General features: G+C 42.0%; 15 protein-coding genes. 10 read left to right on the top strand and 5 right to left on the bottom strand.

All coding sequences use genetic code 11. The features are described 5' to 3' along the window. The first annotated feature begins 30 nt into the window (after positions 1 to 30). From BQ7394_RS24210 to BQ7394_RS24175, 8 genes are all read left to right on the top strand, one after another. Entirely contained in the window at positions 31 to 3,390 is a 3,360-nt protein-coding gene (locus tag BQ7394_RS24210) for a TonB-dependent receptor (protein ID WP_082212163.1), read from the top strand. A 23-nt stretch (positions 3,391 to 3,413) separates the two neighbouring features. Continuing rightward, positions 3,414 to 4,886, top strand: coding sequence for a RagB/SusD family nutrient uptake outer membrane protein (locus BQ7394_RS24205; RefSeq protein WP_075560228.1), 1,473 nt, complete (start codon positions 3,414 to 3,416; stop codon positions 4,884 to 4,886). A gap of 20 nt (positions 4,887 to 4,906) precedes the next feature. Further along, positions 4,907 to 6,304 carry an arylsulfatase B gene (locus tag BQ7394_RS24200; protein WP_075559733.1) on the top strand — a complete coding sequence of 466 codons (1,398 nt, stop codon included), beginning with the start codon at positions 4,907 to 4,909 and terminating at the stop codon, positions 6,302 to 6,304. 110 nt (positions 6,305 to 6,414) lie between these two features. Next, on the top strand, positions 6,415 to 7,980 hold the full coding sequence (locus BQ7394_RS24195; protein WP_075560227.1) for a sulfatase family protein: 1,566 nt from the start codon (positions 6,415 to 6,417) through the stop codon (positions 7,978 to 7,980). Further along, positions 7,973 to 9,346, top strand: a complete 1,374-nt coding sequence (locus tag BQ7394_RS24190; RefSeq protein ID WP_075559732.1) for a sulfatase family protein — start codon at positions 7,973 to 7,975, stop codon at positions 9,344 to 9,346. The genes BQ7394_RS24195 and BQ7394_RS24190 overlap by 8 nt, the downstream gene beginning before the upstream one ends. 14 nt (positions 9,347 to 9,360) lie before the next feature. Beyond that, complete coding sequence (locus BQ7394_RS24185) at positions 9,361 to 11,430, top strand: SusC/RagA family TonB-linked outer membrane protein (RefSeq protein ID WP_075559731.1); 2,070 nt, start codon at positions 9,361 to 9,363, stop codon at positions 11,428 to 11,430. A 29-nt stretch (positions 11,431 to 11,459) separates the two neighbouring features. Next, positions 11,460 to 13,070: a RagB/SusD family nutrient uptake outer membrane protein gene (locus tag BQ7394_RS24180; protein WP_075559730.1), complete on the top strand. Its 1,611-nt coding sequence runs from the start codon at positions 11,460 to 11,462 to the stop codon at positions 13,068 to 13,070. A gap of 2 nt (positions 13,071 to 13,072) precedes the next feature. Then, positions 13,073 to 14,758, top strand: a complete 1,686-nt coding sequence (locus BQ7394_RS24175) for an arylsulfatase (RefSeq protein WP_075559729.1) — start codon at positions 13,073 to 13,075, stop codon at positions 14,756 to 14,758. A 92-nt stretch (positions 14,759 to 14,850) separates the two neighbouring features. Here the strand turns inward: BQ7394_RS24175 and BQ7394_RS24170 are convergent, their stop codons facing one another. Both BQ7394_RS24170 and BQ7394_RS24165 read right to left on the bottom strand, forming a co-directional pair. Continuing rightward, on the bottom strand, positions 14,851 to 16,983 hold the full coding sequence (locus BQ7394_RS24170; protein ID WP_353884949.1) for a dipeptidyl-peptidase Dpp7: 2,133 nt from the start codon (positions 16,981 to 16,983) through the stop codon (positions 14,851 to 14,853). Positions 16,984 to 17,000: 17 nt separating this feature from the next. Then, positions 17,001 to 18,359 carry a TIGR00341 family protein gene (locus BQ7394_RS24165; RefSeq protein ID WP_075559727.1) on the bottom strand — a complete coding sequence of 453 codons (1,359 nt, stop codon included), beginning with the start codon at positions 18,357 to 18,359 and terminating at the stop codon, positions 17,001 to 17,003. 204 nt (positions 18,360 to 18,563) lie between these two features. Between BQ7394_RS24165 and BQ7394_RS24160 the strand changes: the two genes are divergently transcribed. Beyond that, entirely contained in the window at positions 18,564 to 20,633 is a 2,070-nt protein-coding gene (locus BQ7394_RS24160; RefSeq protein ID WP_075559726.1) for an ATP-binding protein, read from the top strand. Between the two features lies 1 nt (position 20,634). On the opposite strand, the gene BQ7394_RS24155 is transcribed toward BQ7394_RS24160, so the two are convergent. From BQ7394_RS24155 to BQ7394_RS24145, 3 genes are all read right to left on the bottom strand, one after another. Continuing rightward, positions 20,635 to 22,140 carry a lipopolysaccharide biosynthesis protein gene (locus tag BQ7394_RS24155; RefSeq protein ID WP_075559725.1) on the bottom strand — a complete coding sequence of 502 codons (1,506 nt, stop codon included), beginning with the start codon at positions 22,138 to 22,140 and terminating at the stop codon, positions 20,635 to 20,637. A gap of 8 nt (positions 22,141 to 22,148) precedes the next feature. Beyond that, positions 22,149 to 23,174: a Holliday junction branch migration DNA helicase RuvB gene (ruvB, locus tag BQ7394_RS24150; RefSeq protein WP_075559724.1), complete on the bottom strand. Its 1,026-nt coding sequence runs from the start codon at positions 23,172 to 23,174 to the stop codon at positions 22,149 to 22,151. 77 nt (positions 23,175 to 23,251) lie between these two features. Continuing rightward, positions 23,252 to 24,676 carry an L-fucose/L-arabinose isomerase family protein gene (locus BQ7394_RS24145; RefSeq protein WP_075559723.1) on the bottom strand — a complete coding sequence of 475 codons (1,425 nt, stop codon included), beginning with the start codon at positions 24,674 to 24,676 and terminating at the stop codon, positions 23,252 to 23,254. A gap of 171 nt (positions 24,677 to 24,847) precedes the next feature. Here BQ7394_RS24145 and BQ7394_RS24140 point away from each other — a divergent pair, with 171 nt between their 5' ends. Next, entirely contained in the window at positions 24,848 to 25,753 is a 906-nt protein-coding gene (locus tag BQ7394_RS24140) for an AraC family transcriptional regulator (RefSeq protein WP_075559722.1), read from the top strand. The last annotated feature ends 5 nt before the right edge of the window (positions 25,754 to 25,758 follow it).

Raw genomic sequence — 25,758 nt, 5'->3', positions numbered from 1 at the left:
AATTATAAATACCATTAAGTCTACAAAATTATGAGAATTTTATTAACTAGGGCATATTATGCCCTTAAAAAACGGCAATTTAAGTCAATTAAATTAATCTTACTTATATTGTTAATCTCCCCATCGTTATTAGCTCAGGTAACGATAACGGTTAAAAATCAGTCTATACGACAGGCTTTAAAAGAAATCGAACGTTTAAGTAACTATAAGTTCTTTTACAATAATGATTTGTCCAGCCTGGATAAAGTAGTCTCCCTGTCTGCCAAAGATGAAAGTATCGAGGCTGTTATGAGCAAGCTCCTTGCAGGTACGGATATTTCTTACAAACAGGATAATAACAACCTGATAGTCCTCACTTTAAAAGCAACTACCCCGAAGCAGGCAGCTAGTGACCAGAAAATAAAAGGTACCGTGGTTGATGAAAGTAACCAGCCGGTTATTGGTGCCAATATCGTTGTTGAAGGAACCACAAATGGTACTATTACCGATCTGGACGGTAACTTCTCTTTACAGGTTCCCGAAAAAGCAGAACTGCGTATCTCGTATATCGGTTATCTGGACCAGAAAGTAAAGGTTGGAAATAATACGACATTACACATCGTTTTAAAGGAAGATACACAAACATTGGATGAAGTTGTTGTGGTCGGTTACGGAACAATGAAGAAAAGCGATATTACCGGTTCGGTTGCATCCGTTAGATTAGATGATTTAAAAGAAGGTGCTAGCACCTCTGTCGATCAAATGCTTTTAGGAAAAAGTGCTGGTGTAAATGTTGTACAAAACAGTGGCGAACCTGGTGGAGGTTTTTCTGTAAATATTCGTGGAGCGAGTTCTATTAATGGTGGAGTTTCCCCCCTATATGTAATTGATGGTGTGCCTATCGATAATTCCCGTCCTGTATCTCAAGGGTCTATTGTGGGGTTTAGTGATAACAGGAGCCCTAGAAACCCCATGTCGTCTATTAATCCATCGGATATTGAATCTCTTGAAATTCTGAAAGATGCATCTGCTACAGCCATTTACGGTTCGAGAGGTGCCAATGGTGTTATCTTGATTACGACGAAAAGTGGTAAAGCTGAAAAAATGAAGGTTAGCTATTCGGGTTCCATCGGAATTCAGAGTCCTTCAAACAAACTAGATCTGTTAAGTGCTGCAGATTACAAAAGAGTGCTGAATGAAATTATTGATGCAGGCGGTGACAATGAAGCTAACCGGGTAGGAGATATAGCGAATGGAGGTGTTGGTACAGACTGGCAGGATGAAGTAACCAGACAAAATGCAATTACTCACGAACATCAATTATCATTTTCCGGAGGAAATAGTAAAACATATTATTATACATCTTTTAATTATGTAAATCAGGAAGGTATTGTTAAAAATACTAGTTTTGAAAGAATAGGAGCCAGATTGAACCTTAAGTCCGATATTAACAGCAAGTTGCAAATTGGTATGAATGTTTCCGGTACTTATATGAAAGACCATTTTGTTGCAAACGGATTTGGAGTGAATGAGAATGCTGGTGTGATGTATACGGCTTATAATTATGATCCTACTGTCGCTGTTAAAGATGCAGATGGAAATTATGCATTATCTCCTATTCTTACACTCGATAACCCTATGGCTTTGAATGAAGGAATGACTTCCTATTCTGATACATATAGAATTCTGGCGTCAGCATTTGGTGAATATCATATCACAAAAGATTTATTTCTGAGATTGAATTTAGGTACTGACTTTATGAATGAAAGTAGAAAAAACTTTGTATCAAGTCTAACTAAACAAGGTAAATTCAATAATGGAATCGGATCGAATCAGAATTCAGAGAAAAGCAACTATATAGTCGAAGGTACGGCAAATTATAGTAAAACAATAAAGCAACATAGTTTTGGAGCATTGGCTGGTATTTCCTACCAACGTTATGTCACTAGTTACTTAAATAATAGAGCTGCAGGTTTTCCCAATGAATCACTAGGTGCAGAGAATTTGAATTTAGGAAATCAGGAAACATTCAGGATGCAGAATTCTGTAACAGGTAACAGATTAGCCTCTTATATTGGTCGTGTAAATTATTCTTTTGACGATAGATATTTGGCAACAGTAACTTTTAGAGCTGACGGCTCTTCCCGTTTTGGTAAGAATAATAAATTCGGTTATTTCCCGTCGGCAGCTTTGGCATGGAGACTCTCAAATGAAGCTTTTCTAAAAAATATAGATCAAATATCTTCTTTAAAGCTTCGTTTGGGTTGGGGTAGAACCGGTAATCAGGAGATTGGAGATTACCCTGCATTAAGTACTTACGAGTCAGCAGGTTCTGCTATATGGGATGGAAAGCAAATGGTTGGGACTGGACCCGCTAAAATACCTAATCCGGATTTGAAATGGGAAACAACAGACCAGATTAATTTAGGACTTGACTTCGGTGTATTTAATAACCGTATTAATGGCGGTCTCGATTATTTCTGGAAAAAAACAACAGATATGCTTTTACAGTTACCAGTGCCACAGTCAACAGGTTATAATAGCATTTTATCAAATATCGGAAGAATTGATAATAAAGGTATTGAACTCTTCTTGAATACAGTAAATGTCGATACTCGTAATTTTAAATGGGAGTCAAATATCACATTTACTTCTATGAGAAATAAGGTCAAAGATCTGGGTGGTATTGATGAAATTATTATTGGTGCTGGCTATACCCATGTGGAACAAGTGGCCATCCGTAAGCCAGGATTGCCGTTAAATTCTTATTATGGATGGGAAGTTGCAGGTGTTTGGCAGGAGAACGATGATTTTAGTAAAATGAAAGAAGATTATAAGCCTGGTGATCTAAAATATGTAGATCAAAATAATGATGGCGTTATTAATAATGAAGATAGAGTTGTATTAGGCAATTCGTTCCCCGATTTTCAATGGTCTTTTGGTAATACATTTACCTATAAGAACTTTGATTTATATGTCTTTTTTGAAGGAGTACAGGGTGTAGATATGCTGAACGGCAACTTGATTGATAGCTATTTCCCAATCAATTTTAGACGAAACAAGTTTGCTGAACCTTATCTAAATAGATGGACTCCAGAAAATCCGACAAATGAATATCCGTCTTTTGTGGATCCTCTAAAACAAGGTCGTAAAGTTGTTAACTCTCGTACATTATCTGATGCTTCGTATGTAAGACTGAAAACGATTCGTTTGAGTTATACATTTCCTAAGTTGAAAAGTCTTATTCAATCGTTGCAATTGTATGTAACAGCAGAAAATTTATTTACAATTACTGATTATGTCGGTTTAGACCCGGCTATTAATCCGAATAGTAACTCTAATTTCCGAATGGATTTTAATGCTTATCCAAGTGCGAGAACATTTATTTTCGGTGCAAAGATTGATTTTTAATGAACGAAATAAAAGAGAAATATATGAAATCAAGAAATAAAATAACAGTCTATCTGCTTTCTTTATGCGGGTTGTTATCACTTCAGGGATGTGAAGGTATCCTCGATGAACCAGTAAAATCACAATTCACAGAAAGTACTTTGTTGGCTACAAAATCTGGTATTGAATCAGTGTTAGTAGATGCCTATGCCAAAGATGGTGGAATCAGGGATGTAATCAAAAGAGGTGAAATGACTACTGATATCATGTGGCAAACAGGAGGGGGCGAGAATGGAACCGCTGTACCATTGATTAATTTCCGTTGGGATTCATCCAGTACTTTAGAGGCATTCAACTGGATGAACCATTGGCAGGAAATAAGGAATACAAATATTGTGTTGGCTAATACGCCTGGTGCATCTGGTTTTACCAATGAAGCTGAAAGAACCAGTTTGTTGGCTGAAGCTCGGTTTATCAGAATATGGGCTTATTATCAGTTGTGGGATCAATTCGGTCCGGTTCCTATTCGGAAAAGCTTGGATGATCCTCTTGAGCTGCCGCGTGCGACGGATGAAGAGTTTAAAGAGTTTATCGAGTCGGAGTTAAAAGCCATTATTCCAGATCTTTATGAAACAGGGAAACAACCGGCTTATGGTCGTGCTCATAAAGGTGCAGCCCAGACATTACTTTGTATATGGTACTTAAATACACATCAGTGGCAGAATTGTGCGGATATGGCAAAAGAAATAATGTCAAGTAATAAGTTTGCTTTATGTCCAGATTATAACAAGATGTTTGCTTTGGAAAATGAGAAGAATGAAGAATTTATTTGGGTAAAGACTTATTTGGCAAATAGTGGTCAGACTAATAATATTCTTGCAACAAATTTGCCTTGGGATTTTTATAAAGGACTCGATGGTGGTATAGAAGGAGTAATTAATGAAAAATGGTCTAATTTTGCTTCGCAATATCGCTTCTATGATGAATTTTATTATAGTTTTGCTCCTGAAGACCAACGTAAAGGACGTATATTGACCAAATATGAAGATTCGAAAGGGAAAGTAATTGATTTACTTGTTGATTATAAGGATGCTACCCGTGGTATGAAATACCCACCGGATCCGAATGCTTCAGCTAATAATCATGGTAATGATTTTCCATTTTTCAGATATGCAGAAATATTATTGGCTAGAGCAGAGGCTTTGAACGAATTGAACGGTCCGAATCAGGAGTCTGTTGATTTATTGAACCAGATTAGAAACAGAGCAGGTTTAGGTAACGTGACTTTATCCGATTTTCATTCAAAAGAAGCATTTGTAGATCAACTATTAAATGAAAGAAAATGGGAATTCTGGAACGAAGGAAAACGAAGAAGAGACTTAATCCGTACAAATCGATTTATCAAATGTGCACATGATCGCGGTATTACTAATGCACAAGATTTCCATGTTTGGTTCCCGATACCCCAGTCTGCCATCGATGCTAGTTCATTATTGAAGCAGAATGATGGATATTAAATATATAATTATTGATTGAAATGAAAAACAGATTAATTGTACTTAGTCTTGCAAGTTTGACACTGGTAGCTTGCTCTAAGGCTACCTCTGAAAAACCTAATGTGGTTATAATATTGGCAGATGACCTGGGATGGGGAGATGTTAGCTTTCATGGTAGTACAATTAAGACTCCTAATATAGACCGCCTCGCTAGTGAAGGAATTGAGATGGACCGTTTTTACGCGGCTCCTATCAGTTCCCCTTCAAGAGCCGGACTAATGACAGGTCGGTATCCGAGTCGGTTTGGTTTTCGTGAAGCCGTTATCCCGCCATGGCGGGAGGACGGTCTTGACGAGAACGAATGTACGATAGCTGATGTCCTTGGTGAAAATGGTTATTCAAACCGTGCGATTATAGGTAAATGGCATCTTGGTCATACGAGAAAAGCTCATTATCCACTCAATAGAGGTTTTACTCATTTTTATGGGCATCTTAATGGAGCTATCGAATATTTTACTCACAACCGTGAAGGAGAACTCGACTGGCATAATGATTGGGAGTCGTGTTATGATAAAGGATATTCAACGGATTTGATCACAAAAGAAGCTGTGAGATGTATCGATAAATATTCTAAAGAAGGTCCTTATTTCCTTTATGTTGCATATAATGCTCCTCATACTCCATATGAAGCACCGGAAGATGAGATAGCAGAACATATTCCTCTTAATGAATTTAATGCTCTTGAGAATAAAAAGGATAAAGATGGTTGGCGTTATCGGGCTATGGTGACCCGTATGGATAAAGGTATAGGACATATCCTTGAAGCGATTGAGGCTTCCGGACAAATGGATAATACGATAATTCTTTTTATGAGCGATAACGGAGGAGTACCTAATATGGAACCTTATTCGAACAGCGGTCCTTTGCGTGGACATAAGTTTGACGAATGGGATGGTGGTGTCAGAGTGACAGCTGCTATCTATTGGAAGAATGGTTTTAAGCAAGGAGGTCGCAAATTAGACCAGGTAACAGGTATTGTCGATATTCTTCCTACGCTTGCTGATATTATAGGAGTAAATAAGTCTCCGAAACATCCTTATGATGGTCTCAGTGTTTATTCCGTACTGAAAGGTGAACAGGAGAGTTTTGATCGTGATATGTATTTGGGGCTTGGTGCAGCTGTAAATCACGACTGGAAATTCATTCTTGCTGGACGTAATCCTGGATTAGGTCTAAAAGAGAACTTCCTTGTTGACTATGCGAATAATCCTTTTGAAGAAGATCAAAAGGCTCTTCCTGGAAATGACGAGATAAAAGAGAAAATGAAGGTTTATATACAGAAATATGATACCATCACTCCTTCTGTACCAGAAGTTCCTTATGGAAAAGGTAAAGCAGGCTTTGTTGCTCCTAGAGAATGGAAAGTAACTAAACCATAGAATTGGTAAAGACTTTTGTGTATGACAATAATTTGTGGAAAATTGTACTAAACAAACTATTGTTATACGCTAAAGATCTGAAGTTATTAAAATTAAAATGTCTTTTTCCCATGAATAAAGCAATCTTATTATTAACAGCTTGCACTGGTTTTATTCATACATCGGAGGTCGTAGCCCAAAAGCAGAAGCCTAATATTGTATTGATTATCACTGACCAGCAAAGGGCTGATCTTTGTGGTCGAGAGGGGTTCCCCTTACCTGTTACTCCCTATGCTGACTCGTTAGCTTCCAAATATGTCTGGTTTAATAAGGCGTATACGGCAGCTCCGGCAAGTGCTCCGGCTCGTTGTTCTTTATTAACGGGAAGATTTCCCAGTGCAACTCATGTGCGAACAAATCATAATATTCCTGATGTATATTATGAGAAAGATATGTTGGATATGTTCAAAGAGAGTGGGTATCGTACGGCTCTGGTTGGAAAAAACCATACATATCGAAAGGGAAATACTGAATTTGATTATTTTGTCGGATATGGACATCGCGGCAAGGATAAACCCGAAACAAATGACGAAAAGGCATTTGCTCGGTTCCTGAATAAGGAAGTACCGGGACATTACTTGAAGCCGGCTCCTTTTTCGGTAGAACAGCAACAGCCTTATCAGATTGTGAGTTATGCATTGGATTGGATTCAACAACAAAAAGATTCTCCTTTCTTTATTCAAGTATCCATTCCCGAACCTCATACTCCGTCTCAAGTCTGTGATCCCTATTTCTCTATGTTTCCTCCGGAAAATTTGCCTCCGCTTCTGACTTCCCGTAAAGACCTGGAAAAGAAAGGAGATAAATATGTGGCATTAGCTGCATTGGAAGATAAAGCATGTCCAGATTTGCAACAACAAATTCCTCAACTGAGAAGTATCTATTTAGGTATGGTTCGTATGATTGACGACCAGATCAAACGATTGATGGAAGGAATAAAGTCATGTGGGCAAGATGAGAATACGTTGTTCATCATCCTTTCTGATCATGGAGATTATTGTGGCGAATACGGATTGATCCGTAAAGGAGCAGGAGTTGCCGAATCGCTAACACGGATTCCTATGATCTGGGCTGGCTATGGTATTAAACCGCAAAGTAAACCAATGGATGCATGTGTATCTATTGTCGATATATTCCCTACGCTTTGTAGTGTTGTTGGAGCTGAAATCCCGGTAGGAGTTCAGGGACGTAGTCTTTGGCCGATCTTAAAAGGAGAAGACTATCCGTGCGAAGAATTCTCCAGTATTGTTGTTGAACAAGGATATGGTGGGGAAGATTTTACTCTTGAAGAACCTCTGACTTTTGAAGAATCAGGAAGTTGCCGGACGGATGTCGAAGGTAGTTTTGACGGATTAAATCCCTGGACACAAAGCGGTTCTTTGCGGATGATCCGGAAAGGCGACTGGAAATTAGTAATGGATAATAACGGACGAGGAGAACTGTATAATCTGAAAGCAGACCCATCAGAGATAAACAATCTGTTTGATAATAAAAAGAATCTATCCGAACAGGTTGATTTATTGAAAGATATGATAACTTGGAATATTCGCTTACAGGATCCGTTACCTATTCCTCGTAGTCGGTATCCTTTTAAACAGAATCCATATAATTACCATAAAAATATTTACCATGAATAAAACAGTTTTACTAGTAGCAGCAAGCTGTGGTTTGGTCCATACAATGGATGCGGCAGCCCAGCAACAAAAGCCTAATATAATCATTGTTTATACCGATGATATGGGAATAGGCGATTTATCATGTTATAACAGCGGCTGGGTAGCCACCCCTAACATCGATAAACTGGCCTCGGAAGGCTTGAAGTTTAATCATTATTACACCTCGTCGCCGGTGAGTTCGCCATCCCGTGTGGGGCTGACCACCGGGATGTTCCCTACGGAGTGGGGTATTAATACTTTCCTGCATGAACGGAGAGGGAATGCCGATTGTGAACAATGCGACTATCTGGACAGCAATGCCCCTACGATAGCCAAATCACTGAAGGCAGCCGGCTATGCAACCGCGCATATTGGAAAATGGCATATGGGAGGTGGCCGCGATGTGGACGATGCACCGCAAATCCCCCAATATGGTTTCGATGAATATGTTACGACCTATGAAGGTCCTGATCCCGATCCTCTTATCACAGCCTCCAATTGGATCTGGAGTGAAAAAGACAGCATCCAGCGTTGGGACCGTACAGGCTATTTTGTAGACAAGACCCTGGATTACCTGGCCCGCCATAAAGATAAACCCTGTTTTGTCAACCTTTGGCCGGACGATATGCACGATCCGTGGATTCCTTCATCCGGTTTTTATCCGATATCGGAGTCGTGGGCAACGCGTAATAACTTCGTAGCCGTGCTAACCCAATACGATAAACAAATCGGTCGTTTAATGGAAGGACTGGAACGGTTGGGAATCAGTGAAAATACCTTGGTAATCTTCACCAGTGACAATGGTGCGCTTCCAACTTTTGATAACGCACGTACCAACGGCCTGCGTGGTTCCAAGAACAGTATCTACGAAGGAGGTGTCAATATGCCTTTTATAGTTTGTTGGCCCGGAACAATCAAAGGTGGAGTAACAGACAACGAGAGTGTGATCAACGCAGTAGACCTTTATCCCTCTTTGTGCCGTATCGGAGGAGCGAGGTTGATCGACGGTTTTGAATACAGCGGTGAAGATATGAGTCAGGCTTTGTTAGGAATAAAACCTCAGAAGCGAAGCAAAGATATGATGTGGGATTTCGGACGTAACAAATATTTCAATAAACCTCAGAAAAAACAACGTAGTCCGCATCTTGGTATCCGTCGGGACAACTGGAAGTTATTGGTAGATTCGGACGGAAAGAATATCGAACTTTACGATATAGTACTGGACCCGCATGAAACGACGGATCTCTCAGCTAAACATCCGGAGCTTTGTTCAGAACTAAGTAAAAAAGTGATTGACTGGTACTTTACGAAAAGGAAGGTGCGTACGAAAGAGAACAGCAAGAATTAATAATTAACAGTCGTATGAATAAAAGTATATTGAAATTAGGCTATCTGGGAGCAGTGACAGTATTGGCTCCCAGCCTGTCAGCCCAGCAGGACACCCGTCCGAATATCCTTGTTATCCTGGCGGATGATATGGGATTTTCCGACCTGGGTTGTTATGGTGGTGAGATCCATACTCCCAACCTGGATAAGTTGGCAGCGGAAGGTCTTCGCTTCACCCATTTTTATAATACAAGCCGTAGTTGTCCTACCCGTGCATCGTTGTTGACAGGGCTCTACCAGCACCAGGCAGGTATCGGTCGTATGACCTTCGACGATCATCAACCGGGTTACCGCGGCACGATGACACACAACGGGGTTACCATTGCCGAAGCTCTGAAAGAGAACGGTTATCAAACAGCTTGGGTTGGTAAATGGCATATTGCCGAAACCCCATTACGCCCTGATNGGACAGCTACGGCAAAAGACGAGCCCTATAATCCGAGCAGTAACCGCCAGCGTACCAGAAATATTTCACGTAACAGCATGGACGACAAACGGGAAGATACCAACGAATATACACTCAACCTGTTGTTGAACTACGAAAAGCAACTAGGCAAACATAACTTACAGGCCCTGGCCGGTTTCTCGCAGATAAAGAATGAATGGACACATAACCAGGCACAACGCTGGGACTTTTATAACAACGACGTTCCTTCCATCAACATGGGTTCCGAAAGCTCCTGGAAAAGCTACGGATACAACAATGAATTCGCCCTGCGCTCTTATTTCGGCCGTCTGAACTATAATTACGACAACCGTTACCTGCTCGAAGCGAATCTGCGTTATGACGGTACATCCCGTTTCACCGGAGATAATCAATACGGAACATTCCCCTCCTTCTCTGCCGGTTGGCGTATCTCCAACGAAGCATTCTGGAGCGACGAACTGCGTAATATCGTTTCCGACCTGAAACTGAGAGCTTCCTGGGGTAAGACCGGTAACCAGACTGCCGATCTATATGCCTTCTACGAAAGTTATACCTCCACCTCTTATAATTTTGGCGGTAACCTGGTACAAGGCTATATGCAGAAAGAACTTGCCAACAAAGACCTGAAATGGGAAACAAGTACACAAACCGACGTCGGTATCGATGCAGGCTTCCTTAACAACCGCCTGACACTTACAGCCGACTATTATTACAAGAAAACGGACGGTATCCTGGTGAAATTACCGATCTCCGGAACTATCGGCCTCGATGCTCCGGTACAGAATGCTGCTGTTGTCGACAATAAAGGTTTTGAACTGGCTCTCGACTGGAAAGACAATATCGGTGATTTCTATTATGGCGTCAACTTCAACATCTCCAACAACTGGAACAAAGTGATCAGCCTGGGTGGTGCAAATCCGACCCTCGACGGTGGAACAGCCGACGTTATAACAACTGTCAGGGAAGGTTATCCGATCAACTCTTACTGGGGTTATCAGACAGACGGATTCCTGACACAGGAAGATCTCGACAACAAGTACCCTGTTTACGACAGTAGAATGACATTAGGTGATGTTAAATACGTAGACCGCAACAAGGATGGCAAGATCGATGCAGAAGATATGACCGTGATCGGTAACGAGTTTCCACGCTACCCGTTCGCCTTCTCTGCCAACTTTGCTTATAAAGGTTTCGACTTCTCCTTCATGTTCCAGGGAGTAATGGATGCCCAGACCCGCGTATCGGGAGCATTGGCTGAAGGCGGTAACTTCGAAGGTTTCACCCTCGATATATTCAAGGATTACTGGACACCGGAAAATACGAATGCACGTTTCCCCCGTCCACGTAAGAGTGTGGATTACAACTCTATGATGTCTGACTTCTGGGTAATAGATGCCGGTTACATCCGTCTGAAAAATGTACAGTTAGGTTACACGCTCCCAAAAACATTGAGTCAGAAAGCTTACCTCGAAAAGGCACGTATTTACCTGGCCGGAAGCAACCTATTGACATTCTCGCCACTCAAAGAATGGGGACTCGACCCGGAATTCGTATCAGGACGTTTTCTGTATTATCCTCAGACTTCGGTATATACAATCGGAGTTAACTTGACATTCTAAATACTATTAATGTTGAAATATAATTCATTATGAAGAAGATTTTTATATATCTAGCTTTACCATGTATCGTATTCGGATGCGACGTACTCGATACGATTCCGACCGACCGTATTTCTTCTGAAATATTCTGGACAACCGACAAGGATGCCGAATATGCATCCAACGCCATCTACCGTTTCCTGGAAGATCACGGAACTTTACTGAGCCGTGACGAGATGTCGGATATTGCACGTGCAACTTTCGAAACCTCGGATGAGACAAAGATAGAAGCCAGTATCGCAGACCCTCAGACCAACCTCTTCCAGAACACCTGGAATGATCTGTACAAGGGTATCCGCCGTTGTAACGACTACATGGCCAACGTAGACAAGATAACTCCCGAAAACGAAGCTAAAGTAAATACCTATACGGCTGAAGTTCGCACCCTACGCTGTTATTTCTACTCCCGTCTGGTAGCCTATTTTGGAGATGTTCCTCTGATTACAACACCGATAGGCATCAGCGAATCGAAAGAACTAACACGGACTCCTGTTTCGGAAATATACGATTTCATCTATAAGGAAATTACCGGATCTGTCAATGATCTTCCGGTAAAAGCCAGCGAAACTGGCCGTGTAACCAAAGGTGCCGCTCTCGGATTACTGGCACGAACAATGTTGTTTGCTGCAGGTAACGTAACAGGAACAGACGATCAATCGACACTCTACTTCCAGAGAGCCAAAGAGGCTGCAGATGCTGTAATCGCTCAGGGTAACTATTCACTGTTACCCAATTACAAAGATTTGTTTACGTATGAAAACGAGAACAGCCAGGAAGTGATATTCGACAAACAGTTTATGAAGGATGTCTACGCCAATTCGGTAATGAACAACTTCGGTGCCGTATCATTAGGAAACAACGGATCAATGATGTCGCCGACCGGTCTGCTTGCCGATGAGTTTGAAACGGTCAACGGAAAAAAGATCACAGAAGACAGCTCTTACGACCCGATGAATCCTTACGAAGGACGTGATCCCCGACTCAAATACACACTATACACACCGGGGGACGAGCTGCCTAATGGAGCCATTTACGACTCTCGCCCGGGTTGGAGCACGACAGGAGATGTAATCGGAGCCAGTTACCAGGTATCTAAAACCGGATTACTTCCGAAGAAATATATCAATGCAGAAGATATCGGTCAGAGTAACCGTACAAATTGCGGCATCAACCTCATCATTATGCGTTATGCCGAAATCCTGCTGATTGCTGCCGAATCCCGCATCGAGCTGAATACGGAAATGGATCGTGCTTTACAATATATCAACCAGATCCGCCAACGTTCGGATGTAAACATGCCAGCCTTGTCCGGTATCACATCTCAAACCGCCCTACGTGAAGCTGTCCGACATGAAAGAATGGTCGAACTGGCTCTGGAAGGCCATCGTTTCTTCGATATCCGCCGTTGGAAAATTGCTGAAAACGTTTGTAACATGGATAAAATAGAAGGAATGCGTTACGTGGATAAAGAGACGGGGAAACTGGTAACGGTTACCACCGACTACAAGAAAAAATTCACTTCCAGAGATTATCTGTGGCCTGTTCCATACAACGAGAGACAATTGAATAATAATTTAACTCAAAATAATGGTTGGAATTAATCATGAAGACATTAATATTTAGAACATTACCCATTGCAGCACTGGCCTTCTCGGCCAGTGCATGTAATGCCAAGGAGAATAAGGAAAAAAAAGAAAATAGCAGACCCAATATCCTTGTTATCCTAGCGGATGATATGGGATTTTCCGACCTGGGGTGTTATGGTGGTGAGATCCATACTCCCAACCTGGATAAGTTGGCAGCGGAAGGTCTTCGCTTCACCCATTTTTATAATACAAGCCGTAGTTGTCCTACCCGTGCATCGTTGTTGACAGGGCTCTACCAGCACCAGGCAGGTATCGGTCGTATGACCTTCGACGATCATCAACCGGGTTACCGCGGAACTATGACACACAACGGGGTTACCATTGCCGAAGCTCTGAAAGAGAACGGTTATCAAACAGCTTGGGTTGGTAAATGGCATATTGCCGAAACCCCATTACGCCCTGACCAGCGTCAGTGGCTGGCACACCAGGTGCAACACGATGAATTTGCACCCAAAGATAACTATCCGATCAACCGTGGTTTCCAGGATTGTTACGGTACGATCTATGGAGTGGTGGATTATTTCGACCCGTTCAGCCTGATCAGTGGAGATAAGCCGGTGAATTCTGTTCCAGATGATTATTACAGCACGATTGCACTGGCTGATACGGCAGTCGCCTACGTGAATAAATATGCAAAAACGGATAAGCCGTTCTTTATGTATCTGGCTTTCCACTGCCCACATTGGCCGTTGCATGCACTACCTGAAGATATAGAAAAGTATAAAGATACTTACAAAGACGGTTGGCAGGCTATCCGGGAAGCCCGCTACCAGCGGATGAAAGAAATGAAACTGTTCGGTGATGCTGACAATTTCCTATCTCCCCGCCAGTTTACCGACTCATGGGACGAGAACCCGACCAAGGAATGGGATGCCCGTGCGATGGCAGTCCATGCAGCTATGGTAGACCGTATGGATCAGGAGATCGGTCGTGTGATAGAGACGCTAAAGAAGAACGGACAGTTGGATAATACCCTGATCCTCTTTATGTCGGATAACGGTTGTAGTAACGAAGATTGCCAGAATTACTCGGAAGGAGAGAATGACCGTCCTGCCGAAACACGCGATGGCCGTAAGATCGTTTATCCAAAAGAGAAAGAGATAATGCCTGGCCCGGAAACGAGTTATGCCTCTGTGGGTGCCAGATGGGCGAATGCCGCCAATACGCCGTTCCGTTTCTGGAAGGCAAAATCGTATGAAGGAGGAATTTGTACTCCGATGATCGCCCACTGGCCGAAAGGGATCAAGCAGCCGAAAGGAAGTGTTAATACCCAAATGGGGCATGTGATGGATATAATGGCAACCTGCCTTGATATATCCGGTACCGACTATCCGACGGAATACAATGGAAATAAGATCATTCCATTGGCCGGCAAAAGTCTGGACCCGATCTTTAAAACAGGGACGCGCCAGGGACACGACGAATTATGCTTCGAGCATTTCAACGAGAAAGCCCTGATCGATGTCTCCGGCTGGAAGATCGTCTGGCCGAACAATAAAAAGGACTGGGAACTTTATAACTTAAATGAAGATCGCAGTGAGATGCATAACCTGGCCGATCAGTATCCGGAAAAGGTAAAAGAGATGGTAGCCCGGTATGAGGAATGGGAGAAAGATTATATGGTCGTTCCCCGTCCGGAATAAAAATAAAAAAGATAACAAAGGGGCTATCCACCGACGATAAATAGCCCCTTTGTTTCTCGCTTTCCAATCAGCGATTTATCAAAAACCGAAGGTTATCTGACCAATTTCAATTCCCCGATCAGACGCGGGCATTTTCCCCATTTGTCGATCATATAAAGGACATAACGGATATCTACTGCAATACAACGTTGCAGATCCGGTTCAAAAGCAATGTCACCGCTCATGGCTTCCCAGTTTCCATCGAAAGCAAGACCGATCAAGCGGGCATTTTTATCGAATACCGGACTTCCCGAGTTTCCACCTGTAATATCGTTGTTCGATAAGAAGCAAAGCTGTAGTTCTCCTTTTTCATTAGCATACTGGCCAAAATCCTTACTACGGATCATATCCAGAATTTCCGGCTGTACCCAGAATTCATCGTCTTCCGGATTTTCTTTTTCCAGAATACCTTTTTCCGTAGAATAATAATCATACCAGGCGGCATCATACGGATGGTATCCACCGATAGAACCATAACTTAAACGCATAGTAAAGTTTGCATCCGAAGAAAGAGCTTCATCAGGATACATTTCTTTCAGACCTGCAAAATACAGACGTTCGCCTTTTTCAATTTCGTAATGGGCATCACCCATAAATTGCTGTAATTCGAACAGGGAAATCAAAGTAGATAGGCTCAGTTCCGCTGCCGGATCTTTCTTCAGTTTTGCATACAGTTTCGGATTCTTCAGCATCTTTTCGATATTATCGTAAGATAAAAGTGAAGTCTTTTTAAAGACATCTGCCGCATATTTAGCATAGTCACCTTTATACTTTTTATCGACTTTCTGATAGATATCCGGAAGGTACTGGGCAGGAACACGCTCTTTCACCACCTTCATCATAGCGGCCAGTACTTTCTGGTCGAGAGTAGCATCGTAATCCTTAAAGAACGGTTTGATCTTGTCTTCCAGGACAACGTCTATTTCCTCCGGAGTAGAACCGCTGACATCTACACCCTGCACCATACGTGCCAGACGCACAATTTCAGTTCCGCTGACAAACGCTTCCATCAGGTAAGTCGATACATTCTTATATTCGTCGGTTGAAGTATACCCTTTTTCCAACAAACCTAATACTTCACCATATTTAGCCTGACGCTCCGGAGTCTGACTCACCCAGTTTGCAAAAGCAGCTTCTTCTTCCTTCTTACGCTCCAATACATTCAGGTTTGCTAAACCACGGTTCATTCCGATCGAATTCTTCCAGTAATTGGAACTACCGGCATATTTCGAAGCATATTTGATACGTACTTCGTCACTGGCCAACATAGCTTCTTTCCAGATAGCCTGCTTAACACCACGTACATCGATACGGGGCTTGTTACTGTCTTCAATACGTTGTTTCACACCCCAAGATGACAGATAACGGTCCGTACTTCCCGGAAAACCGATCGTCATGGCGTAATCCTTATCCTGGTATCCCTGCAGGGAAACTTCAGCTACATATTTAGGACTATAAGGTTTGTTATCCTTGTTATATGATGCCGGCTTATTATTAGCATCAGCATATACGCGGAATACAGAGAAATCGCCTGTATGACGCGGCCACATCCAGTTATCGGTGTCACCACCGAACTTTCCTACGGAGCTGGGCGGAGCAAAGACCATACGAACGTCGTTAAACACATCGTATACAACCAAAAAATACTTATTATTATTATAGAAAGGTACTACATCGGCAGCCTGAAACTCAGTGTTTCCGATAGAATCGCAAATAACTTGTCCGATAGAGTCGGCAGCGGCCAAACGAAGATATTCTTCTTCGATATTATTGATTTCACTGTTGATACGATCACTTACATCCACTGTTTCACGCAGGTAACGTACACTTAAGCCCGGGACTGGCAATTCTTCTTCTTTAGTCTGAGAAACAAAACCATCTTTCAAATAGTCGTGCTCAACACTACTCAACTGCTGGATCGAACCGAAACCACAATGGTGATTGGTAAAGACCAACCCTTCTTCCGATACGGTAATACCAGTACATCCACCACCAAAAATAACAACAGCGTTGGCCACACACGGGTCAGTTTCACTGTAAAGCTGCTTGTAGGATGGGACAAATCCCAGTTCCTGCATTCTCGCCAGATTCTGTTTGTTCAATTCCTTCAGAACCCACATACCCTCATCGGCATATACCTGGCCTGCAGCAATCAGAAGCAGTAAAACTGCCCACACCTTCTTCATAAAATTCATTCTTTTATTTATTCTATTAGTAATTTGATATTCTTTGCATTTACACGAGCCTCCAACCATTCTCGTATTTTTTGTTGTTCTTTTTCATTGATACGCTCTTTACTTTTCAGGTAAACCAACATAACCGTATCCTGCCTCATGCTGTCGGTAGTTACAATATAGGTATTCGAACAGGAAGCTTCAAGAACTGTCGGGAACAGCACTTTCATTTCTGGAATTAACTCAGAAGTAATACGTGAAGCACTTTTATAATTATCTACTGTCCGTTTCAACGAATCGATCTGTATGGATTGTACGCGAAGCACTTCTTCACTATTTTTATAAAGATCCCGCATCAACATACTCTTCAATTCGTTGATGTCTGTAGCCTCCTGGCCAAAACCTTGCTGGACGACTAACGAAACGTCTTTCAATCCATATTTACGAAGTCGGCTCCGGGCTATTTCAATCATCGGGTCCGGTACATTTTCCCCGATCAATACGACCTTTACCTCTTTCTTCTCACTCGTATCCGTTACCGTTTTGCTCAATATCTGCGTATTCGGGAAAGCTAACTCTTCCGACACAAAATTGGTGACCCGGTCATTGAAGTAACTGGAGCGGATCAGGTTATAACTCAGAAAAAGACTGGGAACAATGGTAAAAAAGACGATTACACCGACATACCGTGTCACCACTTTTTCCCGTTGCTTATCTAGGAATACCTTTTTAGGATATTTCAAAAGCCGGACAACCATGAAAGTAGCCAGACTAATAAATACCGTATTGATGAAATAGAGATAAAAAGCCCCGAAAAAATAATACAGATTACCGCTTGCCAATCCGAAACCGGCCGTACAAAGCGGTGGCATCAAAGCCGTAGCAATAGCCACACCCGGAATAACATTCCCCTTACTTTTTGTCGAGCTGGCTACAATTCCGGCTAATCCTCCAAAAAAAGCGATCAACACATCATACACGGTCGGTTGCGTACGCGCCAACAATTCGCTTTGTGCCTCACTTATCGGAGAGATAAGAAAAAACAAAGTGGAAGTAATCACACTAAACACCGTAGCCGTAGCAAAATTACGGAAAGAGCGTTTGATCAGTTCATAATCGTAGATACCCAAACCAAGACCGAATCCCATAATTGGTCCCATCAGTGGAGAGATTAACATCGCACCGATAATCACCGCCGTAGAGTTCGTGTTCAAACCCAAAGACGCAACGAAAGTTGCAAATATTAAAACCCAAAGATTGGTACCTTTAAAGTCAATACCTTTTTTTATGGATTCTACCGTTTCAAGTTCATCTTCTTTTTCCTGACGGACATCAAAATTACGAACAAAGAAGTCTCTTATTTGCTTGTGTAACACTCCTTTTTCCATCCCACTCTCTTGTATTGATAAATACTCCGACTAATAGCCTCACCTTAACCGTGCAAAGATAGAAATTGTATATCGAAATAAAAAATAAGAAGTGTGAACAAGAATAAGTTGAATAAATTCGAAAGACCACTTGATTTTCATTAACTTTGCAAACAATCGACAAAAGGGTCCCCAAAAGGTGCTTTTCTAAATATTTATATAAAAATGAAACGCTGCTTAATTCTGACATACATGTTGCTAAATATACTCTTTGCCATGGCTAATGACGCTACTGTCAAAGAGGCTTTAAATACAAGTTTAAAGTCTGCATCCTCCCCACAGCAAAAACTGGAAATACTAACCAACCTGATGGATATTTCACGGCAGCAAGAACAGGTTGAATATGCGAAAGAACTCTACAAGGAAGCACTTGCCGAAAATGACGATTACTATAAAGAGATCGCCCTCACCGAAATACTCCGTTTCTATATCAACAACGATATTAAGGACAGCACCAACGTCTACATGGATAAAGCCAGGCAAGACATGAAAGGCAAAGCACGCGATTTCCTGCTGACATATATGCAAACGATCATCGATGTACGCATCGTTTATTACACAGAAGGCGAAGACAGGAAGAAATTAATAGAACAATACCAGCTCAAACTGGAAACAGACAAGAAACTTTCAACGCTTGAAAAAATGTCGATCAATTATCTCCTTGGAATGGCTTACAGCAACCGCATCGAACCGGGAAAAGAGGAAGATATGCAGAGAAACCTCGGGAAACGGTTTAAGGCTGTGATCGACCTGTCTGAAAATATCCCATTGCAATATTCTTATCTGTTCCGCCTGAATACATTCAATCTCCTGACACTTTATACTCCCAATCCTGCAGAGCAGGCAAAATATGCACTCCGCTACCTGGATATGCAAAAAGAATATGCCGCAACAAAAGAAATGCAAAAACGCCCCTATGTAACCAAGCGGCATTTACTGAATGCTTATTCAATGTTAGCTTTTTCTGCACTTACCCTGGGAAAAGATATGGCAACTCATTTTTACCAGTATTTCATGGAGTTAAACAGTATGTACCCCGAAGATGCCGCTTTTTCAGCCGAATATGACCGCTATTATACCTCTCTCAATTACTTCAGGTCAATCGGTGATTTTCATAAAGCAACCCTCTATTGTGACTCTGTTATCCACTATTTCCGCCATGGAGACTTTAAGATGGATTTGTCGGACAATGTGATTTCAACGTTAAAAGAGAAAATAGACCTGCTGGATAGCCTTCATTTATATAAAGAAGCTTATGAGGCCCACAAAGAATATGTCGTCTTACTGGATTCCACGCGACTCAAAAATATGAAGGAAAAGCTGGAGGATCTTGAAATAAAGAAACAAGTGGACGAACTGGTTATCGAGAAAAAGACTTTGGAAGTCAATTTACAAAAGAGCCGTAGCCAATTATACCTGTTTCTGGCGTTATTTATTTTAGCTATTAGTTTTGCTATTTTTGTAGCTTTCCGTTTATGGAAAATCAATCTCTTATATAAGAAATTACAGGAGTCGAACCGCCAGGTTATCTTTGCCAGCGAGAAAGCCCAGGAAAGTGAACGCATGAAAAATGCATTCATTAAAAATATGTGCCACGAAGTCCGTACCCCATTGAATGCTATCAACGGATTCTCCGACCTTATTACAACAGAAGATATCACGCAGGAAGAGAAACAGGAATTCAGCAAAATCATCTTTGAAAACTGCCATCATATCACTTCTATGATGAATAGTGTACTGGAAATCGCCCAACTGGACAGTAATAAAGACGACCTGTCGTTATCTCCTGTAAATATCCACCTTCTTTGCTGTTGTGAAATGGAGCAGATCAAACGGCTTCATATGAAACCGGGAATAGAATACCGGATAGAAGGTAATAACGAAGAGGATATGGTTTATACCAACTCAAGCCATTTCAGTCTTATCCTGGCGCATTTATTGAACAATGCCAACAAATTTACGGAAAAAGGAAATATCACTCTTTCATACAAAGCGGATAATGAGAATAACCGGATGATCATAAATATCACGGATACCGGCTGCGGTATTTCGGACGATAAACGCGAATGGATATTCGAACGGTTTACCAAAGCGGACGACTTTGTTCCGGGTTCAGGCTTGGGATTATATCTTTGTCGCCAGATCGCCCTGCGCATGAAAGGAAAGATCTGCGTAGATCCGGATTATACAACCGGTCTACGCATTATTCTTACACTCCCGATCAAGCCGGAATAAATTATTTCCTTTTAGCGAAGTAACGTCCTACATAAGGCAGTTCCTGCAACGGAAGATCGCGTTTGATTACGATACCTAAGAAGAGGCAAAGTAATAATGTACGATAGCCTAAACGCAAAATCTCCGATTCTATCGTCGGCAACATACCTGCCAGATAGAACACGGTAGCCAGAACCGAATAGATCGCAGCCGATTTGATATCGTATTGAATAGGGAATTTCTTCTGACCGATGATATAAGAAAGGAGCATCATTATCAAATTACTTGCAAAAGAAGCCCATGCACAAGCCATATATCCGTATGTCGGGGCGAACAATATTATGATCAGGATGGTAGCGGCACATCCAATCGTTGAGAAATAAGCCCCCCACTGCGTCTGATCGATCAATTTATACCAGAATGACAGGTTAAAATAAATCCCGAAGAATAGTTCACCTAACATAACGATAGGAACAACACGTAGGCCTGGATAATAAGCAGCAGCCACAAAATGTTTCAATATATCGATATAGAACATGACCCCCAGGAATATGATCAATGCGAAAATAATAAAATACTTCATTGCCTCCGAATAGGATTTTTTACTGTCATCATCTTTGTTCTTCGCAAAAATGAATGGCTCATAAGCATACCGGAAAGCCTGGGTAAACATCACCAGTACAACAGCAATTTTAAAGCAGGCACCATATATTCCCAGCTGTGTATTTGCCAGCTCCTTATCTTCAAACAGGAAAGGGAATAATATCTTATCCGCCGTCTGGTTAAAAATACCGGCTATTCCCAAGATCAATATAGGGAAAGAGTATTTGAGCATTTGCCGGAGCAAAACGAAACTCGCTTTCTCACGCAACCCCGGAACCATATCCGGAATAAGCAAAACAAAGGTAACCACCGAAGTTATCACATTAGCAATAAAGATATAGCCGACCTGATAATCGGGCATATAAAACCAATTAACCAAAGCCGGGACATGATCGGATAACCACGGACAAGCTATTAAAAAGAAAAGAACCAGGATAATATTTAAAAAGATATTGAACAGTTTTATAGAGGCAAAACGAACCGCTTTTCCCTGATATCTCAGAAAAGCAAACGGGATACAGCAAAAGGCATCTATCGCAACAATAGCCGCCATCATTCCGACAAATTCCGGATTCGAAGCATATCCCAAAGAACTGCTGATCGGATGCAGGGCATTAAAAATAATCACCAAGAACAGGACAGAAGTAGAAGCTATACTAAACAAAGTAGTAGCATATACCCGCATCGGAAGCGTTATTTCCTTCTTATTCATAAAACGGAAAAATCCCGTTTCCATCCCATAGGTAAGTATAACCATCAACAATGCCGTCCAGGCATATAAATTCGTAACGATCCCGAAATCACTTTCTGTAGCCAGTACACGTGTGTACATGGGAACCAGCATCCAGTTCAGGAACTTTCCGACAATACTACTAACGCCATAAATCGCAGTCTCTCCTGCGAGCCGTTTCATTCCTCCAGCCATAACTTTCTTCAGTCAAATAAAAACCCTTGTTCGCTTCCTCTTGTTCGTCCCAGGTGGGTATAAGCAAGCTCTGTAACCTCACGTCCCCGCGGCGTGCGTTTGATAAACCCCTCTTTGATCAGGAAAGGCTCGTATACTTCTTCCAGTGTCCCGGGATCTTCACCCAAAGCCGTAGCGATCGTTGTCAAACCGACTGGCCCACCGCTGAATTTGTCAATAATTGTTGTCAGTAATTTATTATCAATCTGATCCAGACCGTAACGGTCGATATTTAATGCTTCCAGTGCATAACAGGCAATCGCCTTGTCTATTTCACCGGAGCCTTTTACCTGTGCGAAGTCACGTACACGACGCAGTAATGCATTGGCAATACGAGGCGTTCCACGGCTACGGGAAGCTATTTCCTTGGCGGCACTCAGTTCACATTTTACATTCAGGATATCCGCACTACGAAGAACGATCTTCGTCAATGTTTCCATCTCGTAATATTCCAGGTGCATATTGATCCCAAAACGGGCACGCAACGGACTGGTCAATAACCCACTACGGGTAGTTGCACCAACCAGTGTAAACGGAGCCAGATCAATCTGGATAGAACGGGCGCTAGGCCCTTTATCGATCATAATGTCAATCCGGTAATCTTCCATGGCCGAATAAAGATACTCCTCCACAATGGGACTCAAACGATGGATCTCATCGATAAAAAGCACATCATCTTTTTCAAGCGAAGTCAACACTCCCGCCAAATCGCCAGGTTTATCCAATACTGGGCCAGAAGTCACCTTAAACCCTACCCCCAACTCATTAGCTATGATATTCGACAACGTTGTTTTACCTAATCCGGGAGGACCATGCAGTAACACATGATCCAATGCTTCCTTACGCATACGGGCAGCCATCACGAAAATCTTCAGGTTCTCAACCACCTTGGCCTGTCCGCTGAAATCGCGAAAAGAGAGCGGGCGGAGTGCATTTTCATACTCCCGTTCATTCTCCGGCATACGCGTATCCCTTATATCAAAATCGTCTTCCATATTCTTGCTCATTGACTGGCAAAGATAATAAATATATTTACTTTATCCCCGGCAGTCACTGAGACAAGAAAAGAGTATTATCCAATTTTTACTATAGGAATATTCAACAGGAAAGCGAACTTTTCCAATTTATCGGCCTGGTGACCAATACCGATGGCACAATGATGCGAAGGCCCCGCCTTACTCCATGCATTTATAAAATCGCGGGCACCACAGTTAAAACGATAACGGCTATTGGTATTACCTATTTGCAAAACCGGACCGTCAACCGACTCTCCTTCCGCCACTAACAGAAAGACACCTTCTTTGCCTTCACACACCGACAACAAAGTAACAGGGCCATGTCTGACCGTCATTTGAATAGAGAGTCCTTTACCCGGTTTACCGTGATAAACTGGGAGCGGAACCAGTTTAACCGCACCCTCTGCCATAGCAAAATGGGCCGGTCCATCATGGCCTAACAAAATAATATCATCCTCAAAATCCATCGCATAGAACTCAGCAAAAGAACCACCGGCTTCCAACAGCGACAGTATCTTCATTGCTTGTACATTCTTCACTTCACATTCTCCGGCAATAGGAATATTTCTTCCGGTGAGAAGGGTATTTCCAGCAATAACAGATGTAACGATATTTTCATATTCATTTCCTGCATAGCCCTCATAATAATAGGCCATAGAACCCAGGCGGTGAGCCGTAACCAATTTATCCAGTGCAACGGAAGTACGGGCAGCCCTTTCCAGTTCGTCCGGATCACATTGCGGCACAATTTCAAAATATAAACCAAACTCCTGCAACTTCCTTTCCAGTTCCTCCGAAGTAACGCTATCCCTATAAGCTTTCAGTTCGCACATTTCCACGATCTCGACATGCGTACCGAATGTCGTAGCCTGCCGGGCCATATCCGTGTATACATCCAGCATACCGCAATAATAATGCCCCAATACTCCCATCCGGTTATTTTTCATGCCTTTTACCACTCGAGATGCATCAACCCATCCTCTGATCTGCTCCCACACAAAGTCTTCCTGCAGATAGCCGGTAACAATATCATAAGGTATACCCGCTTTATTGAACACATTCGCAAATTCCGGCACGGAACAAGCCTGGCAATGAGCCAGCCATTCCCCCGTCATCTTTCCCCTGTCCCCCAGATTATTGATATAATCGTAGTCTATCCGAGGCGCCGGTTGAATATTCAACAGAATAACCGGGACCTTCAGCTGTTGGGCAAGAGGCAACACTGTCGAAGATAAAGCATAGGTCGATATATAGATAAAAAGAATACTTATATCCTGTTTTTGCAGCATCTCCGCCGTTGCTTTTGCCTTCGCCGGATCATCGATTATTCCGGCATTGATAACTTCTACATCCGGATGAGACATCTTTTTACCAATCTCTTCCTGATATCCACACAAACGTTTATAAAGACCTTCAAACTGTGCCCAGTATGTATCCAGTCCCAGTCCTACAAAACCGATTTTTACCTTTTTATTTTCCATAACATATACTTGATTTCCATCTTATTCGAATGCATATAAATATATTACAAATATAGTTCGTTCGCTCTCCCGACTTTTTGTGTATTTGATTTTAATCTTTCGTAAAATGATAGATAATAGTATCTTTGTCAAAAGAATATTTCAACGTTTCCGGACAAAAGATAATGTTATATGGCTACACAAAAAAACAATAACATAAGATACCTGAATGTAAGCGTGACCGATGAAAAATGGGGAATCACTGTTACCACCGCAGGACACCAGTGCATTCCACCCCATAGTTCTTATCCTTTATCCCAGCATCCGAAAGCCTATGCCTTCAACCCTCAGAATGGTCGTATCTTAAATGAATATCAATTGATCTATATTTCTGAAGGAAAGGGATATTTTCAATCCGCGTCATGCAAGAAGCAAAAGATCAAAGCAGGAACCATGATCTTACTCTATCCCGACGAATGGCACAGTTATTATCCAGAGGAAGAAGGCTGGTATGAGCACTGGGTCGGTTTTAAAGGACACTATATCGAAAGCCTGATCCAAAATAAATTCTTCTCCAAGGAAAAGCCGGTTTATGAGATCGGCGTGAATACAACGATCATCAGCCTTTATGAAGACATTGTCACTTATGCTACTGAAGAACGTGTCGGGTACCAGCAATTAATATCGAGCATGGTCCTCTATATTATGGGAAATGTCTATTATAAAGAGAAAAACAGCACCCTCGGACAATCCATCGCCCTAGAAAAGATCGATGAAGCCCGGGCCATCATGAAAAAGACCATAGACTCTCCTATTCCTATTGAAACCATCGCTCAGAACCTGAATGTCGGTTATTCCTGGTTCAGAAGCATGTTTAAGAAATATACAGGTGTCTCACCTGCCCAATACCAACTGCAACTCCGCTACCTCAGAGCCAAAGAGCTATTAAACACAACCCAGATGACTGTATCGGAGATCGCTTATGCCTTGAATTTCGAAAGCGTGGCACAATTCTCCACCTTCTTCCGTAAAAAAGAAGGAATCCCTCCTTTCCAATTCAGGAAAAGAGGGAACCCTCAACAAACAAATACTAAATAAAAGTA

The sequence above is a fragment of the Parabacteroides timonensis genome (assembly GCF_900128505.1).
GTDB classification, from domain to species: Bacteria; Bacteroidota; Bacteroidia; order Bacteroidales; family Tannerellaceae; genus Parabacteroides; species Parabacteroides timonensis.
The sequence above is the reverse complement of the archived record's forward strand: the minus strand, read 5'-3'. Positions and strand labels throughout refer to the sequence as shown.